This is a genomic window from Clostridium sp. BL-8 (assembly GCF_002006495.1).
In the GTDB taxonomy this organism is placed as follows: domain Bacteria; phylum Bacillota; class Clostridia; order Clostridiales; family Clostridiaceae; genus Clostridium.
Window position 1 is genome coordinate 45,845 of the sequence record NZ_LZZL01000027.1, and the last position, 15,586, is coordinate 61,430.

Sequence of the window (15,586 nt, forward strand, 5' to 3'; positions counted from 1 at the left end):
ACTGCCTATTTAGCAAGAGCTTCTTGAACAGCAACTGCAACTGCAACTGTCATACCAACCATTGGGTTGTTACCTGCTCCGATAAGACCCATCATTTCAACGTGAGCTGGAACTGATGATGATCCTGCGAATTGTGCATCTGAGTGCATTCTTCCCATAGTATCAGTCATACCATAAGAAGCTGGACCTGCAGCCATGTTATCTGGGTGAAGAGTTCTTCCTGTACCACCACCTGATGCTACTGAGAAATATTTCTTACCTTGTTCGATACATTCTTTCTTATATGTTCCTGCAACTGGATGTTGGAATCTAGTTGGGTTAGTTGAGTTACCAGTGATTGATACGTCAACTCCTTCTCTATGCATGATTGCAACACCTTCTCTAACGTCGTCAGCACCGTAACATTTTACTTTAGCTCTTTCTCCGTTTGAGTATGCTTTTTCTTTAACTACTTTAACTTCTCCAGTGAAGTAGTCAAATTGAGTTTGAACATATGTGAACCCATTGATTCTTGAAATGATGAATGCAGCATCTTTTCCAAGACCGTTTAAGATAACTCTTAATGGTTCTTTTCTTACTCTGTTAGCTTTTTCAGCTATTTTAATAGCACCTTCAGCAGCAGCGAAACTTTCGTGTCCTGCTAAGAATGCGAAACATTTAGTTTCTTCTCTTAAAAGCATAGCTCCTAAGTTTCCATGTCCTAAACCAACTTTTCTGTCATCTGCAACAGAACCTGGGATACAGAATGCTTGTAATCCTTCTCCGATTGCTTCAGCAGCATCAGCAGCTTTTTTGCAACCTTTCTTTATTGCTATAGCAGCACCTAAAATGTATGCCCATCCAGCATTTTCAAATGCGATTGGTTGAGTTTCCTTAACAATTGTATATGGATCTACTCCAACTTCAGCACAAACTGCTTTAGCATCTTCCATAGTTTTCATTCCGTACTTTTCTAATACTGGAGTGATTTGATTAATTCTTCTTTCATAACTTTCAAATAATGCCATTTTTAAATTCCTCCTTTACAAATAATTATTTATGTCTTGGGTCTAATAATTCAGCAGCGTCAGCAACTCTACCATATTGACCTTTAGCTTTTTCTAATGCTTCATTAGCATCCATACCTTTAGCGATGCTTTCCATCATTTTTCCTAAGTTAACAAACTTATATCCAATGATTTCCTTATCTTCATCTACAGCAACATCAGTAACATATCCTTCTGCCATTTCAAGGTATCTTGGTCCTTTAGCTAAAGTTCCATACATAGTACCTACTTGAGATCTTAATCCTTTTCCTAAGTCTTCAAGACCTGCTCCGATAGGTAGTCCACCTTCTGAGAACGCAGTTTGAGTTCTTCCATAAACGATTTGTAAGAATAATTCTCTCATAGCTGTGTTTATAGCGTCACAAACTAAGTCTGTGTTTAATGCTTCTAATATAGTCTTTCCTGGTAATATTTCTGAAGCCATAGCAGCTGAATGAGTCATTCCTGAACATCCAATTGTTTCAACTAATGCTTCTTGGATGATACCATCCTTAACGTTTAATGTTAATTTACAAGCTCCTTGTTGTGGTGCACACCAACCTATTCCGTGAGTTAAACCTGATATATCAGTTACTTCTTTAGATTGAACCCATTTTCCTTCTACAGGAATTGGCGCTGATCCGTGATTAGGACCTTTAGCAAGTACACACATTTCTTCAACTTCTTTTGAATACATCATATATTTTTGCTCCTCCCTAATTAATAGATAATTACAACTATTAAATCTTATTTCTAAGTCTTAAAATTGTACCTGGGCATAAAATAGCCCGCTGGGAACACTTTTCCCTATTCCTATTCTAGCAAATGATTTGTCTCCTAACAACCTTTATTTAAAAATTTATGCTATAAATGCATAAAAATCTTTTATTAACTTTAATTAGATAAAATACTGTCTAATGTTTTATTTATATATTCTAAATGGACAATTTAAATAAGTTTTTCCAAAATAAAATAAAAATGATAAATACCTATTGATTTTTCTTTTTATACATGCTACAATAACTTTTGTCAGTTTACATGCCGCTGTGATGGAATTGGCAGACGTGGTGGACTCAAAATCCTCTGGTAGTGATATCGTGCCGGTTCGAATCCGGCCAGCGGCACCATTAATTTTGGTGAATCGTCATATTACTTGGCTCAGATGCCTTGTAGTATGGCTTTTTTTATGTGTTTCCTACTTCTACAACAAATCCTGTATTTACCAAAATCAATCTTTTGCAAAGAAAATGGTGATTATATGGATAATAAGTTGATGAAGCATTATTATAAAATATATATTTAAACTATCACAAAAAGTAATAGCTAACTTAAATGCTATTACTTTTTTTAATATTAAATTAACAGCTAAATTTGAATTTCTACTCGACTACTTTGACATTTTTTCATATTCGATTGCCCATTTTTCTAGAGATTTCAGCACTGGTAAAAACTTCACACCCAACTCTGTTAATGAATATTCTACTTTAGGAGGAACCTCTTTATATATTTCTCTATGTATAATCTTATATTCTTCTAACGTTCTAAGCTCTTTCGTTAAATTCGCCTGCGTTACCTGTGGCATTTTCCTACTAAGTTCCCCAAATCTCAAAGTACCTTGGCTCAAAAAAAACACGATAACCATGGTCCACTTTCCACGGACTATCTTTTGCACGCCTCCTATTGGACAATTTTCTACATAATCATCTTCTGACTTTCTTTTCATACGCCACCTCATTACTATCATATTTAATAGTACACATTAAATGTTATTGTACTTCTTAATAATCATTATACATAGTATTATTCAAAAGTAAAGATAAAAGGATAAACAGTCTTTTACCACTGTTGCTCCTGGATTCGTGGCAGGAATCTTATTTTCAATATGTAAAAAAGAGAATACTTATATCGCTGATATGATTAACGAATCTAATTTAAACTGGACGATTGTTCATTTCATGGTCCACAAATGTACACATCATTCATTTTTTCAACTCAATACTATTATTTTTGATAGTATACATTAAATATTATAGTACTTGATATAATTATTGTACCACCATAAAATGTGTATGTAGATGAAATCTTAATAACAACAAAGGAAGGTGATAATCATGATTACATCAACAAATTTCTGTAAGGTACAAAAACTTGATGATGATTTATATGTCATTACTCAAGCTGGACTTGTGCATTTTTATCTTATCCTAGGGCAAAAAAAAGCTATCTTAATTGATGCTGGTTATGGATTCGAGGATATAAGGCCTATCATTCGAAGTATAACGAGTCTGCCAGTAATGCTGGTATTGACTCATGGCGATCCTGACCACAGCTACGGAAGCGAATATTTTGGAGATGTATGGCTGTACCAGCCTGACTACGGTCAGATTATAGGCTTTGACACAAAGCACGAAAGACAGTTCATAGCTGAGATGGGAGTAAATTTTCTGAAAGAAAATAAGCCTGAAGCCATTGAACATTTCGATAGCAAGGCATTCGCTGAAAGGAGCCTGCTTCGAACCTTGACTCCGCATTTTGTAAAGGATGGAGAATTGTTTGACTTAGGCGGAAAAACTTTGGAAGTAATATTTACCCCAGGGCATTCTTATGGACACATCATGCTGCTGGATAGGGAAAAAAAGAGACTTTTTTCAGGAGATATGATTTGTGATTACGTCATCATTTACTTTTTTGAATCTGATAGAAACGCACCATTTTCCATGGCGCTAGACAGCTGGAAAAAGATAAAGCGATTAGAAAATGATATCAAAGATATTTATAGTGCCCATGGACAGCTCCCAATTACAATGGATTACGTCGACGCATACATCGAATGTTTTTCGGGAGAATTTCAGCAGAATTATTTAAAGGATAAACCGTTTGACCGAGGGTCTTTAGGTCGCGGATACCAGCATATCTATAAAACAGTTAATATCCAATACTCCGATAAGAGGCTTGAGGAATTTTTAGGACACAAAGTAGAACGGATTGATCTGTAGTCAAACAAAAAATTGGAGGAACATATGGAAATTATAAAAGACAATTATGTAGAAAAAGAGAAAGAACAAAAATATTTAGGGAAAAAAGGCTTTCTAGCGTTTATAACGTTACTAAGTGCATTTATTCCATTATCTACAGATATCTATTTGCCAGCGTTGCCAAAAATGGTAGAAAGCCTTAATACAAATACTAGTATTGTAAATCTTACATTAATACTTTTCTTTGTTTTTTATGCACTAGGAACTATTTTATGGGGACCTCTTAGTGACAAGTATGGAAGAAGAACTATACTAATCATTGGGCTTACTATATATACTATTGCTAGTATATCATGTGTGTTTTCTGGTAATGTATATCAACTAATTTTATTTCGTATTTTACAAGCTATTGGTTGTGGAGCAGCAACTGCAGTATCTACAGCAATAGTAAAAGATTCATATAGTGGAAGGAAACTTGTAACTGTTTTAGCTTTAGTTCAATCAACGGCAATGTTATCACCAATAATTTCACCTGTTATTGGTGCTATGATTTTAAGTGTGCTTTCATGGAGAGGTGTATTTGAAGTATTGGGAGCCTTAGGTATGTTAACATTAGCTGGAAGTATAGCTATGGAAGAAACTATTGAGAAACGATATACTGGAAGCATAATAAGTTCCATAAGCAACATAGGAGTGGTCTCAAGAAATAAAGGCTTTATGTCTCTACTTATTACTTTTTCAATTATGTCAATTCCATCTATGTCATTTATATCAGCATCTTCTTATATTTTTGTTGATGGTTTTGGATTAAGTCCCAAAGTATATAGTTACTATTTTGCAGCAAATGCAGTTTTCTTTCTTCTAGGACCATTAGCATATGTAAAATTATCAAATCACTATAATAATATTCCATATATAACAATAGCATACATCGTTATGGCTATTAGTGGATTTTCAATGTTTATAACTGGTAATTTAAGCCCCGTTATATTTATGATCTCATTAATACCAGCATCATTCTTTGGAAGCTTAATTCGTCCACAAACGACAAGTATAATGCTGAACCAGATACCTAACGAAACTGGTGCGGCATCTTCTCTTATAAATTGTGCTTTAACATTATTTGGATGTATAGGCATGATTGTGATTTCTTCTAGTTTTCTTAATAGAATAATCATTATGGGGCTTATGTACTTAATAACCTCAGTTATAAGTTTAATCCTTTGGCACATTCTTTCAAAAAACATGCGTATAATATTGTTTAAATAAGAACTTAAATATTAAAATCCTCTTATAAAATTAAAATCAGTTAAATAATAAGTGCCTCGGTAGATATCTACGGTATTCATTATTTTTAATTCATTAAAAAACACGCTAGAATTAGCGTGTTTTTTGTGCTACTTTATTCACATTTTTTTACCCCAACACATAGGCATTGAGCATAAGCTTCTTATTTTATAGTAATTTTACTATATCCTATTGCTTTTTTAGGGCATGCAAGAGCACATTTACCACATTGGATACAATCTGGATGGCTTAATATATCACCTTTATAATTATGCGGAACTAAACCTATTGGACATTTCTTTTCACATATTTTGCATGAAACACATGAAGATGATACATGCAATACTTTATTACTTTTTCTAAACTTTCCTGCTATTGATGCTAGAGTTCCCATTGGGCAAAAGTTACACCAAGTTCTATGATTATATATCAAAGATAATAATATCCCTATTATAGTTGTTACAACAATTAGTCTATAAACTACCATTCCTATACCGTAAAGGTTACCCCAATTTTTATATATCCCAGAAACAAACATTATCATCATTATTGTTAGTATTACTGCTCTAAAATAATATGACTTAAAGAATTTAGGTGGTATTCTTTTATTACTAAATTTAGAAACTACATTATCATAAAAATTTCCTCTTGGACATAAATTTCCGCACCAAAACCTTCCTTTAAAAATAGATACCATTACTGGTGCTATCATACATATTAAAGCTACCACTGCAAACCTTAAATCAAACATCCCTAATACTATAAATGCAACTAACAGCGTAAACGAATACTTTTTCCAAACTTTTAAAATTTTTTCCATTATGATACCCCCGAATTTACTATAATTATTTCATATAAAATATTCCATATGGATTAATTAATATTGTTTGAACAGTTCTTCTTTATTCTAATAAATATGTTTATTCTTATCTGTAACTTTATCACGAACTAAGATTATAACTATATCTTTTAAGAATATGTTATCATTCGGCGATCAACTTATATATAAAAAGTATGATTATAGTATCCTCCATCTACCTAAAGCTTAAGCTATATAAATTTTACTGTCATATTGCTAATTAGGTCTATACTTATATTTATTAACTTATAATTTGTAATAACAAGTTATCATTAAAATTTATATAGAATAATTAAAGGTGCAGCTACATCTACAAATTTAATTTTTTTCTTATATAGATTAACGCTGTTCCAATTGCAAAAATAAGTCCATCATCTATCGCAAGGCCACCATATATATTACCTGCAACATTAGCGTGATTTAGCATCATAACCTCACTTATAACTAACTTTGATTCTAATGATGATTTTTTCATATGTTAATTCCCCTTAACAAGTCTTTCCTTTGTAATATTATCAATATTAGTACTTTCAATTTCATTCTTAATGCAAAAAAACTCTTTGGTGTCTACTTCACAGTGTGCATATCTTTTTAGAAGTATTGCAATATAGGGATTAGAATCCTTTGTATCTTCAATAACAGCTTTTCTTTCTATATACTCATCCGCAGAGATTATACCTACAGCATATTTTTCTTTAAGAATATCAATTAATTTTATTACAAATGGATTTTCAGTTCTATTATTTCTTAATAAAGTAAATACGAGGATAACAAAAATTATTAAAATAAATATTAAGATATATGAACCCCAAAAACCGTATCCCATATTGTAACCATACCCATTTCTAAGTCCCATATGGTATCCATGTCTCATAAAATCACCTCTCTCTACATAATAAAAAATGAAATAGTTATTGTTGTACCTTTTCCTAAATCACTTTCTATAGAAACATTTCCATTTAATACTTTTGTTAATCTTTTTGCTATGGAAAGGCCAAGGCCAGTGCCACCTGCATTTGCCTTTCTTGCTTTATCGGCTTTATAGAACTTTTCACCTAAATATTGAATTTCATCTTTTGGTATACCAATTCCATTGTCTTCTATGGTTATATAGATATTTTTATTATCTGTGTATGTTGCTACTTTTAAAACACCTTCATTTTCAGAAAACTTAATTGCATTATCCATGAATATGATTATTAATTGCTTTAATTTATCATAATCACTTAATAAGGTTGGTAAATTGTTTTCTAAAGACAATTGTAAATCTATATTCTTATTTCTTATTAACGTTTTAAGGCTTCTCATGGTATCATTAATTAGCATATTAACATCTAATCCACTTACATCAATTTCTAATTTTCCCGATTCCAATTTGCTTAAATTAAGTAAATCTTTAACCATTCTCTCAAGTCTATTGGTTTCTTTTATGAGTGTAATATAAGTATCTGCTACATTTTCCGGCTCTATCATCCCATCAACAATAGACTCTAAATTACCTTTTATAACTGTTAACGGAGTTCTAAATTCGTGGGAAACATTTGAAATGAAGTCCTTGCGCATTTGTTCAAGTTTTTCTTTTTCACTTATATCCTGAATAAGAATCACACCACCAATGATTTCATTTAAATTGCTCTTTATAAGAGATATTGAAAATTCTAATATTTTACCTTCATGCTCTTTAATAATTAATTTTTTCTCTTTTATAGATATAGAAGATTTTAATTCTCTAATTATATCTAAATCTGATAATATTTTAATTACCTCTGTATCATCTTTCATTTTTTTACATAAAAGAAGATTTGTAGCTGCTTCATTTATATTTATAATGTGAGAGCTTCTATCTAAAGCTAAAATTCCCTCACTCATACTCGTTATAATATTACTTAGTTTATTTTTCTCTTCAAAAAGCTCATCTATAGTATACTTAAGTTTCAAAGATAACAAATCAAATGAATTTGATAACTCTCCTATTTCATCTTTTTGATATATATTTGTTTTTATTCCATAATGTCCTCTTGCTAATTCCAAGGCGGATGAATTAATTTTCTTTATTGGTCTAGAAATATTCCTAGAAAAATAATATCCTAAGACTCCTACAAGGACTGTTTCACCTAAAACAGCTAAAAGCAAACTTATAAAAAATTTGTCCATAGAATTTGATAAATCAGATATTCCAGAATTAATAATTATAGCACCTATTATTGAATTATTTTCTTTTATTGGTACTGCTATTGTCATCATTTCTTCATTATAATAAGGATTATAACCTTCATCATATACTTCCGTTCCCTCCAATACTTTGCTATTAATATCATCATATAAATCCTTTATTTCTGAATCACTAATGTACTTAACATCATTATTAGTATCCGACGCAGTTATAATACTTTTATCTGTATTAAGTATCCAAATCTTTGCATTATCAATATCATTTATTAAATGTATAATTTTAACAAAGTCTTCATTATCTAAAGAATTACCTACATATGGTTTAATAGTTTCAGAAATTGCTATAGCATGTTTCTTCATGTTATTCTTTTTAACTTCATAAATATTATTCTTGAATATATTTAAAGCAATAACTCCTATAAAAAGAGTTGAGATTAAAACAATTACTAGAAAGCCAATAGTTAATTTAAATGTAATGTTTCGCTTAAACATCTTTCACCTCAAATTTATAACCCATTCCCCACATAGTCTTAATATCCCAGTTATACTGTCCATTAAGATCAAGCTTTGCTCTTATTCTCTTTATATGAGTATCTACTGTTCTTGGATCTCCAAAGTAATCTATTCCCCATACATTATCTAAAAGATCATCCCTCTTAATAATATTATTAGGTGAACTCGCAAGCATCCATAAAACTTCAATCTCTTTTTTGGTAAGATTCATATATGTTCCATCTACCTTAACTGAATAATTATTAATATCTAATTCAAGTGTTGAATACTTAATTACAGATAATTTATTATTTTCAATTGGAGTAATGCGTCGTAGAATTGCTTTTATTCTAGCCACTACTTCTCCAGGACTAAAAGGTTTTACAATATAATCATCAGCACCAGAATTTAATCCTAATATCTTATCAGCATCCTCACTTTTTGCAGTTATCATTATAATAGGAGTGTTTGATTCCTTCCTAATTATGTTGCAGACTTCAATTCCATCCATCAATGGCATCATGATATCAAGTAAAATTAATACAGGATTATAATGTTTATATTTTAATAATGTTTCCTCACCATCAAGAGCAAAAATCACGTTAAAACCTTCCTTTTCAATATAGGGTTTTAAAATTTTAATAATTTCCATATTATCATCAGCAATCAGAATATTTTTACTCATTTTTATCACCTCTTATCTTTTATCTCTATAAATACTATTTATAAGCTGTAAATCAAGTTTTCAAGTTATTTATCTACATAATTTATGCCTAAATTATATCATTAGCTGTAATTAAAATTGTGTCCTAATTGTGTACTTTTATTTCACAATTATGACACTCCTCTACATTCAAAATAACTTATTATTAAGGCATAAACAACACATCCAAAAAATCAATGCAATAAAATCTTATACATTGGTTTAAATTATAGGAGGAATTGAAAATGAAATCAAAGAAATTAATATTAGGACTTGCTATGGCCATCACAATGGGATTAGGTGTAACTGCATATGCAGCAAATACAGAAACTTCAACATCAACAAACTATACTCACGAGCGAGTTGGACTTGCAAGAGTCACAGGGGTAAGAGGCTATGATTATGTAGAATCAATATTAAAAAATAAACTTGGCATGACGGATGATGAAATAACTGCTGGCTTTAATTCAGGAAAAACAATGTATGATTTAGCAGAAGAAAAAGGAATGACAGAAGATGAATTTAAAAAATCTCTACTTGAAGAAAGAAATAAAGCTATTGATAAAGCCATAGCAGATGGAACTATAACTAAAGCAGAGGGAGATTCTATGAAAGAAACCCTAGAAAATAATATTGATACATGTACAGGAATACCAGGACAAAGAATGGGACAATCAGGAACTAGCTATAGTTCTGGTTATGGAAAAATCGCTGGTGGAAAAGGTGCTGGCAAGGGTCACATGTCAGGCGATGGTTCTTTAGGCCGTACTAATTGCTATTTTAATGTCTTTTAATAGTTCTTCAAATTAAATATTAATTCATCAATTAAGGCACATGAAAAAATAACAAGTTCATGTGCCTTAATATCATAAAAGTTGCATTTTATAATATGATATTTTTAAATTTAAATTATATGTCACACTTGTCAGAAAAACCAGCAGGAGGAACTCCTAAAGCTTGTATAAGGCGTGCCCAATAATTAACCTGTGCTACAGTACTTGCTAAAATAACTATTTCACGTTCAGTAAAATTAAGCTTTACCTTTTCCATGAACTCTTTTGGTACTTTAATTGGAGTTTGAGATATAAATTTTGTATACTCTATTGCTAATTTTTCTCTAATATTAAATGTATGTACGTCATTAATATTATATTTTCCTGTCAGACAGTACATTTCTTCTTTAGTTATTCCGTCTTCTTCGTATTCAAATGAATTCATATCTATACAAAATGGACACGATACACTTAAAGATGTCTGAATTCTTACAAGCTTCAAAATACGTTTATTCAATTCACCTTTACCATGGGCAACCATAGATTCAAGAATACCAGAACTTATGGCAACCTTTGGATACCAGGCAAGAAGTTTTGGAACAAGTAAATCTCTTTTAGTCACTTTTTTAGATATATATATTCCTATTTTCAAAAACAATGGAATTTTTTTAGGTGGCTCAATAAAAGCAACTACTTTTTTATTTTGCATGTTTTTATACCGAATAACGAATATAAAGGACAAAAACTAACTGTAGCTGTTAGAATAGGAACTAAACCTACTAATCCTAAATACTTCAAATTTCCATTCATAAAAAATAAAATGCTTAGTAACCCTAAACCTATAATAAATCTAAAAACCTTATCGATGCTTCCAACATTTTTCATTATAAACACTCCTTTGTATAAAATAATTTTATTTATAATGTTAACTTATCAAAATAAAATTTAATATTCTGTGATAAAATCACATTATATTTTTTAGTTCCAATTTCTAATCTCGTAATACCAAATCCTTTAGATTGTAATATATCAATTAAAAAAAAGTAGAAGTCGGGATTAATCATCCCGACTCTAAGCAACATTATTTTATTATATGATAAAGTAATCTCTTTCCATTTCATTAAGGAGTAGCACTGATAAAACTTCCAGCGGAATTTACATCTCCGCTTCCTTTATACTCTGGATAAGCAGGATATTCTAAAAGCGGACGTGTGCGGCCTGCAGTCTTTTCGGACCCATCTGTTACAATCAAATTCTCAGGAGATTTATTATTTACTACCCATTGATCCAATGCGTCTAATGTGTCTGATTCCATATTCCAGGTTTCTGAGTTATAATGGCCATTTCCTGGAACCATATAGAATTTTACAAACTCACCAAGGGAGTTCTTGCCAAACTTATTAACTAACTCATTATAGTAGTCGATTGTACCTTGGAAAGTAACAATTTGATCTCCTTCTCCATGAATAAGAATCAATTTCCCTCCATTATTTTTAAAAGCTGAGATATCTGGATTTGTAGCATCAAGCAATTCTGAAGCTTGTACAACTTTATCGTGCCATTTATCTTGATCAAAACTTTCAGGATTAAAATTATCATCTCGAACTATCATATCTTTAATAACAGCATCCCCAGATGCTGCCATTATACCATCTCTGGCAGTTGGTGCTGTACCAAATTGGTTTAGATACATATCTTCTAAAGGCGCTCCTTTAAAAACAGGATAACCTGGCATAGTGGTTAATCCATTAGCAAGAGGATAATTAAATTTCATAGGTGAAGCAAATGTTTCTAATGTTTTTATCTGCGCATTTGATAATATATTTTTTAAAGCTTTTAAAACTTCATCCTTCTTTTTTTCAGCTCCAAAAATGTTGCTTATTATGCCATCCCGAGCGCCGTCTAATCCATCATCTATTCCAAGGATGGTTTGATTAACACGCTTATACTGTTCAGGACTGATCCATCCCGCTCCATTATTAGCCTCTACGGCATCTGCATTCCTGCTATCTGCAATTGCTTTAGGCACCCAGTTTAATACAGGAAAATAGCAAATAACGCCGTTATATTCTGTTGGGAACCGTTGCACAACCTTCAACGCTTCTCGTCCACCATTAGACCCACCAACAAAATATACCTGAGACGGCTTTGATTTATAAAAAGCCTGTACTATTTCTAGTACTGTATCTTTTGTTTTCTTTAACTGATCAGAAGCAAAATTATTCAAGGCTTCATCATTAAGTGCCCATTTACTATCCCAATACGAAGAATTTACATGGCCACTGTCACTACCAAATGTCACATACCCTTGAGCTAAAGGTGTCGGGTCTGAAACCATTTGCCCGTAATATCCAGTATCAGCAGTAACCAAAACACCATCAAATCCACCGCCACCATATTGTAATATTTTACTGTTCCATTTTACAGGAAGGTTAACCTGAAAATTAATGTCTGGCGCAGTTTTATCTACTGGATGGATTGCACCTAATACCTTGCAGTATTCTCCATTTATATTATCCTTTTCATCAGATTTCACTATAGTTGCTGAACTAATCGTAGCACCTGATGTAGGCAGCCCTATTTTCGATGCAGGAATTTCTGCTGGTATCGTAAAATTGCTTGATGCATCAGAAACCTTAAAATCTTTTAGATTAGTAGCCGCTGATGTAGCAATAACTATAGAATCTTTTGAATTAGCGAATGCTACTGTGCTGCTTCCATTAAACATAAACACACAACTAGCAGCAAAAGCACTTATAGTAGTCCAACTTTTCTTTGAGATTTTCATTTTTTCGTCACTCCTTACTTTTGACTGGTACTATCAGAGTTTTATCTGATATCTAACCACTGTAACACTCCCTCCTATCTTAATATAAGATTAATAAAATCATAAATTATTAAAGTTCTATTTATATATAATTCAAACTTTAACATATTTTTCTATACGTGAATATATTATACTAATTTAGACTAATATTCAATAAGCTTTAATACTAATTATTTCGTAAAAAATTTCATTATGTTTTAATTTTAGATAAATTAATAAAAACTAGATGTGTCAAAAGTAAAAGAGCATACATTGTATGCCCAGGTTGTTGAAAAAGCTCATCAGATTTTGAATCTGATGAGCTTTTTTCTCCTGCATTAAATACAATCCCAATATGAAATCATAATTAACTAAAAAATTTATATATAGGCATTTGTTACTTACTGTCTTTTGACATTTTAACAAATATCAAAGAAACAAAATATTAATGATTTCATTTTATTTAGCTTCTCCATTTTAATAATAATGCTGAATGTAAAATAACTATAACAGAGCCTACATTATGTACTAGTGCTCCTACAATTGGATTTAAAATACCTGTCATGGCTAATATAATGGCAACAAAATTTAAGGTCATTGACAATATAAGATTAATTTTTATTGTTTTCATGGTTCTCTTTGAAAGCTCCAATAAATGTGGGATGCACTTTATATCATCATTTACAAGAGCTATATCTGCCGCATCTACAGCAATATCACTTCCTATCCCACCCATGGCAATTCCAACAAAAGCTTTCTTTAACGCTGGTGCATCATTTACCCCATCTCCGATCATAGAAACAAGTTGTCCATTTTTTTGAAAATCTTCAATTATAGATAATTTATCTTCTGGCAGGCATTCTGAATATACTTTTTCAATACCAGATAAAGTTCCTATATTTTCTGCTGTCTTTTTATTATCACCTGTAATTAATGCAGACTCTATATTTAATTTTTTAATTTTTTGAATTATATTTTTAACATCTTCTCTTAGTACATCCTCTAAAACTACAAAACCTTTTATATCAGCATCTTGTGCAATGTACACAACTGTGCATCCTTTTTCTATAAAATCGCCAGATAAAGTTTCTTGAACATTACTTAAGCTTAACTGATGTTCTTGTAACAGTTTGTTGTTTCCTGCTATTATCTTATTATTATCTATTTTTCCAGAAACCCCTTTACCAATTACCATCTTAAAGTCTGTAACTTTCTTAAATTCTTTCTTCGATACTGTCTTATAGTATTCTACAATTGCTTTTCCAAGTGGATGCTCAGAAGATTTCTCAACACTGGCCATTAAATTTAATAATTCTTGTTCTGATATGTCTTTGTCAAAGGTACATACTTTAGTAACCTTAGGCTTTCCATACGTTAAAGTTCCTGTTTTATCAAAAGTAATTTTCTTAACTTTTGATAATCTTTCAAGAGCATCTCCTTCTCTAATTAAAATACCGTATTTTGTAGCATTTCCTATGCCTGCCATAATTGCTGTTGGCGTTGCTAAAACTAATGCACAAGGGCAAAATACAACTAATATCGTAACAGAACGAAGAATTTCACCTGTAACAAGCCATGTACCTATTGCTGATATTAATGCAATTACGACAATCCAAGTAGCCCATCTGTCTGCCATTCCTACAATCTGTGCTTTTCCTGCATCTGCTGATTTTACAAGACGGATCATTCTTTGGAGTGAACTGTCTTCACCAATTTTGCTTGCTTTCATATTGAAGGCTCCAAATTGATTTACAGTACCACTAAAGACCTCATCTCCAATATTCTTATCTACAGGCATAGATTCACCAGTCATAACAGATTGATCTATTGATGTTTCTCCTTCAATTAAAACCCCATCGACTGGTACTGTTTCTCCTGGTAAGACTTTAATGATATCATCTACTAAAACATCTTTAGCTTTAATCATTTTTTCTTTTCCATCAACAATTACTCTTGCTATTGTTGGTGTTAAATTAACTAATTTTTCAATTCCAGATTTAGCTTTTGCAACAGTATGTTCCTCAAGTAGTGCGCCTAAAGTCATAATAAATGCAACTTCTCCTGCTGCAAATATTTCACCGATGATTACTGATGCTATTAAAGCCATAGATACTAACACATCTGCTTTAATATCAAACTCACTAACAAGTCCAATCACTGCTTCTTTAATAATTGGCAAGCCACATAAAACTATTGCTATATAAGCTGCATCAAAGGGTAAATCTATTAAATTAAAAAAACTAATTATAAGCGATAATGCTGATATTATGAGCATTATCATAGTTCGTTTTTCTTCATCCTTTATAAATTCACTTATTTTAGACATTTCACACCATCTCCCTTCATATACCCATAGGGGGTATAGGTATATGATAGTTATGAAAAAGTCTTTTGTCAAGAATGATTTTCATAATTACTTATAAATTTTTTCAACAAAAAGGTGCTGTCGCATTAGCGGATTAAAATTCGTCAGCGATAGCTCCTTTTTTAGCTT

15 protein-coding genes and 1 tRNA gene are annotated in these 15,586 nt (G+C 31.4%); 4 read left to right on the forward strand and 12 right to left on the reverse strand.

All coding sequences use genetic code 11. The annotated features are described in order from the left end of the window. Positions 1-5 precede the first annotated feature (5 nt). Both CLOBL_RS11200 and CLOBL_RS11205 read right to left on the reverse strand, forming a co-directional pair. Positions 6-1,007 carry a GGGtGRT protein gene (locus CLOBL_RS11200; protein WP_009169911.1) on the reverse strand — a complete coding sequence of 334 codons (1,002 nt, stop codon included), beginning with the start codon at positions 1,005-1,007 and terminating at the stop codon, positions 6-8. A gap of 25 nt (positions 1,008-1,032) precedes the next feature. Then, a complete protein-coding gene (locus tag CLOBL_RS11205; protein ID WP_009169910.1) occupies positions 1,033-1,725 on the reverse strand; it encodes a nitrogen-fixing protein NifU in 693 nt (230 codons plus the stop codon). A 340-nt stretch (positions 1,726-2,065) separates the two neighbouring features. On the opposite strand from CLOBL_RS11205, the gene CLOBL_RS11210 reads away from it, so the two are divergent. Then, positions 2,066-2,152, forward strand: a tRNA-Leu gene (locus CLOBL_RS11210). A gap of 260 nt (positions 2,153-2,412) precedes the next feature. Here the strand turns inward: CLOBL_RS11210 and CLOBL_RS11215 are convergent. Further along, the gene (locus CLOBL_RS11215; protein ID WP_077859109.1) at positions 2,413-2,748 is read right to left on the reverse strand and encodes a helix-turn-helix domain-containing protein; all 336 of its coding nucleotides are present in this window, start codon (positions 2,746-2,748) and stop codon (positions 2,413-2,415) included. 388 nt (positions 2,749-3,136) lie between these two features. On the opposite strand from CLOBL_RS11215, the gene CLOBL_RS11220 reads away from it, so the two are divergent. Together CLOBL_RS11220 and CLOBL_RS11225 are read left to right on the forward strand one after the other, a co-directional pair. Beyond that, on the forward strand, positions 3,137-4,021 hold the full coding sequence (locus tag CLOBL_RS11220; RefSeq protein WP_077859110.1) for an MBL fold metallo-hydrolase: 885 nt from the start codon (positions 3,137-3,139) through the stop codon (positions 4,019-4,021). A gap of 24 nt (positions 4,022-4,045) precedes the next feature. After that, positions 4,046-5,269, forward strand: a complete 1,224-nt coding sequence (locus CLOBL_RS11225; RefSeq protein ID WP_143323860.1) for a multidrug effflux MFS transporter — start codon at positions 4,046-4,048, stop codon at positions 5,267-5,269. 181 nt (positions 5,270-5,450) lie between these two features. Here the strand turns inward: CLOBL_RS11225 and CLOBL_RS11230 are convergent, their stop codons facing one another. The 5 genes from CLOBL_RS11230 to CLOBL_RS11245 form a co-directional block, all read right to left on the reverse strand. Continuing rightward, positions 5,451-6,107 (reverse strand): 4Fe-4S binding protein, encoded by a 657-nt coding sequence (locus CLOBL_RS11230; RefSeq protein WP_077859111.1) that lies wholly within the window; start codon positions 6,105-6,107, stop codon positions 5,451-5,453. Between the two features lie 349 nt (positions 6,108-6,456). Further along, positions 6,457-6,621 (reverse strand): hypothetical protein, encoded by a 165-nt coding sequence (locus CLOBL_RS28520; RefSeq protein ID WP_242953824.1) that lies wholly within the window; start codon positions 6,619-6,621, stop codon positions 6,457-6,459. 3 nt (positions 6,622-6,624) lie between these two features. Next, complete coding sequence (locus CLOBL_RS11235; RefSeq protein WP_077859112.1) at positions 6,625-7,020, reverse strand: SHOCT domain-containing protein; 396 nt, start codon at positions 7,018-7,020, stop codon at positions 6,625-6,627. Between the two features lie 14 nt (positions 7,021-7,034). Next, entirely contained in the window at positions 7,035-8,810 is a 1,776-nt protein-coding gene (locus CLOBL_RS11240) for an ATP-binding protein (RefSeq protein ID WP_077859113.1), read from the reverse strand. Further along, positions 8,803-9,495, reverse strand: coding sequence for a response regulator transcription factor (locus CLOBL_RS11245; protein ID WP_077859114.1), 693 nt, complete (start codon positions 9,493-9,495; stop codon positions 8,803-8,805). Before CLOBL_RS11245 ends, CLOBL_RS11240 begins: the two co-directional genes overlap by 8 nt. Positions 9,496-9,758: 263 nt before the next feature. On the opposite strand from CLOBL_RS11245, the gene CLOBL_RS11250 reads away from it, so the two are divergent. Beyond that, positions 9,759-10,307 (forward strand): hypothetical protein, encoded by a 549-nt coding sequence (locus CLOBL_RS11250; protein ID WP_077859115.1) that lies wholly within the window; start codon positions 9,759-9,761, stop codon positions 10,305-10,307. A gap of 115 nt (positions 10,308-10,422) precedes the next feature. Here CLOBL_RS11250 and CLOBL_RS11255 read toward each other — a convergent pair whose 3' ends face one another. The 4 genes from CLOBL_RS11255 to CLOBL_RS11275 all read right to left on the reverse strand — a co-directional run bounded on the left by CLOBL_RS11255 (position 10,423) and on the right by CLOBL_RS11275 (position 15,418). Then, a complete protein-coding gene (locus CLOBL_RS11255) occupies positions 10,423-10,995 on the reverse strand; it encodes a carboxymuconolactone decarboxylase family protein (RefSeq protein WP_077859116.1) in 573 nt (190 codons plus the stop codon). Beyond that, complete coding sequence (locus tag CLOBL_RS11260) at positions 10,977-11,171, reverse strand: DUF2892 domain-containing protein (RefSeq protein WP_077859117.1); 195 nt, start codon at positions 11,169-11,171, stop codon at positions 10,977-10,979. Before CLOBL_RS11260 ends, CLOBL_RS11255 begins: the two co-directional genes overlap by 19 nt. A 235-nt stretch (positions 11,172-11,406) precedes the next feature. Then, positions 11,407-13,074, reverse strand: a complete 1,668-nt coding sequence (locus CLOBL_RS11270) for a tannase/feruloyl esterase family alpha/beta hydrolase (RefSeq protein ID WP_077859119.1) — start codon at positions 13,072-13,074, stop codon at positions 11,407-11,409. Between the two features lie 481 nt (positions 13,075-13,555). Then, positions 13,556-15,418 (reverse strand): cation-translocating P-type ATPase, encoded by a 1,863-nt coding sequence (locus CLOBL_RS11275; protein ID WP_077859120.1) that lies wholly within the window; start codon positions 15,416-15,418, stop codon positions 13,556-13,558. Positions 15,419-15,586 lie beyond the last annotated feature (168 nt).

Excerpts from the sequence above, each read along its gene's own strand:
- CLOBL_RS11205 (WP_009169910.1), bottom strand. The coding sequence starts at position 1,725 with ATGATGTATTCAAAAGAAGTTGAAGAAATGTGTGTACTTGCTAAAGGT.
- CLOBL_RS11220 (WP_077859110.1), top strand. The coding sequence starts at position 3,137 with ATGATTACATCAACAAATTTCTGTAAGGTACAAAAACTTGATGATGAT.
- CLOBL_RS11240 (WP_077859113.1), bottom strand. The coding sequence starts at position 8,810 with ATGTTTAAGCGAAACATTACATTTAAATTAACTATTGGCTTTCTAGTA.
- CLOBL_RS28520 (WP_242953824.1), bottom strand. The coding sequence starts at position 6,621 with ATGAAAAAATCATCATTAGAATCAAAGTTAGTTATAAGTGAGGTTATG.
- CLOBL_RS11255 (WP_077859116.1), bottom strand. The coding sequence starts at position 10,995 with ATGCAAAATAAAAAAGTAGTTGCTTTTATTGAGCCACCTAAAAAAATT.
- CLOBL_RS11200 (WP_009169911.1), bottom strand. The coding sequence starts at position 1,007 with ATGGCATTATTTGAAAGTTATGAAAGAAGAATTAATCAAATCACTCCA.
- CLOBL_RS11270 (WP_077859119.1), bottom strand. The coding sequence starts at position 13,074 with ATGAAAATCTCAAAGAAAAGTTGGACTACTATAAGTGCTTTTGCTGCT.
- CLOBL_RS11215 (WP_077859109.1), bottom strand. The coding sequence starts at position 2,748 with ATGAAAAGAAAGTCAGAAGATGATTATGTAGAAAATTGTCCAATAGGA.
- CLOBL_RS11235 (WP_077859112.1), bottom strand. The coding sequence starts at position 7,020 with ATGAGACATGGATACCATATGGGACTTAGAAATGGGTATGGTTACAAT.
- CLOBL_RS11260 (WP_077859117.1), bottom strand. The coding sequence starts at position 11,171 with ATGAAAAATGTTGGAAGCATCGATAAGGTTTTTAGATTTATTATAGGT.
- CLOBL_RS11225 (WP_143323860.1), top strand. The coding sequence starts at position 4,046 with ATGGAAATTATAAAAGACAATTATGTAGAAAAAGAGAAAGAACAAAAA.
- CLOBL_RS11230 (WP_077859111.1), bottom strand. The coding sequence starts at position 6,107 with ATGGAAAAAATTTTAAAAGTTTGGAAAAAGTATTCGTTTACGCTGTTA.
- CLOBL_RS11275 (WP_077859120.1), bottom strand. The coding sequence starts at position 15,418 with ATGTCTAAAATAAGTGAATTTATAAAGGATGAAGAAAAACGAACTATG.
- CLOBL_RS11250 (WP_077859115.1), top strand. The coding sequence starts at position 9,759 with ATGAAATCAAAGAAATTAATATTAGGACTTGCTATGGCCATCACAATG.
- CLOBL_RS11245 (WP_077859114.1), bottom strand. The coding sequence starts at position 9,495 with ATGAGTAAAAATATTCTGATTGCTGATGATAATATGGAAATTATTAAA.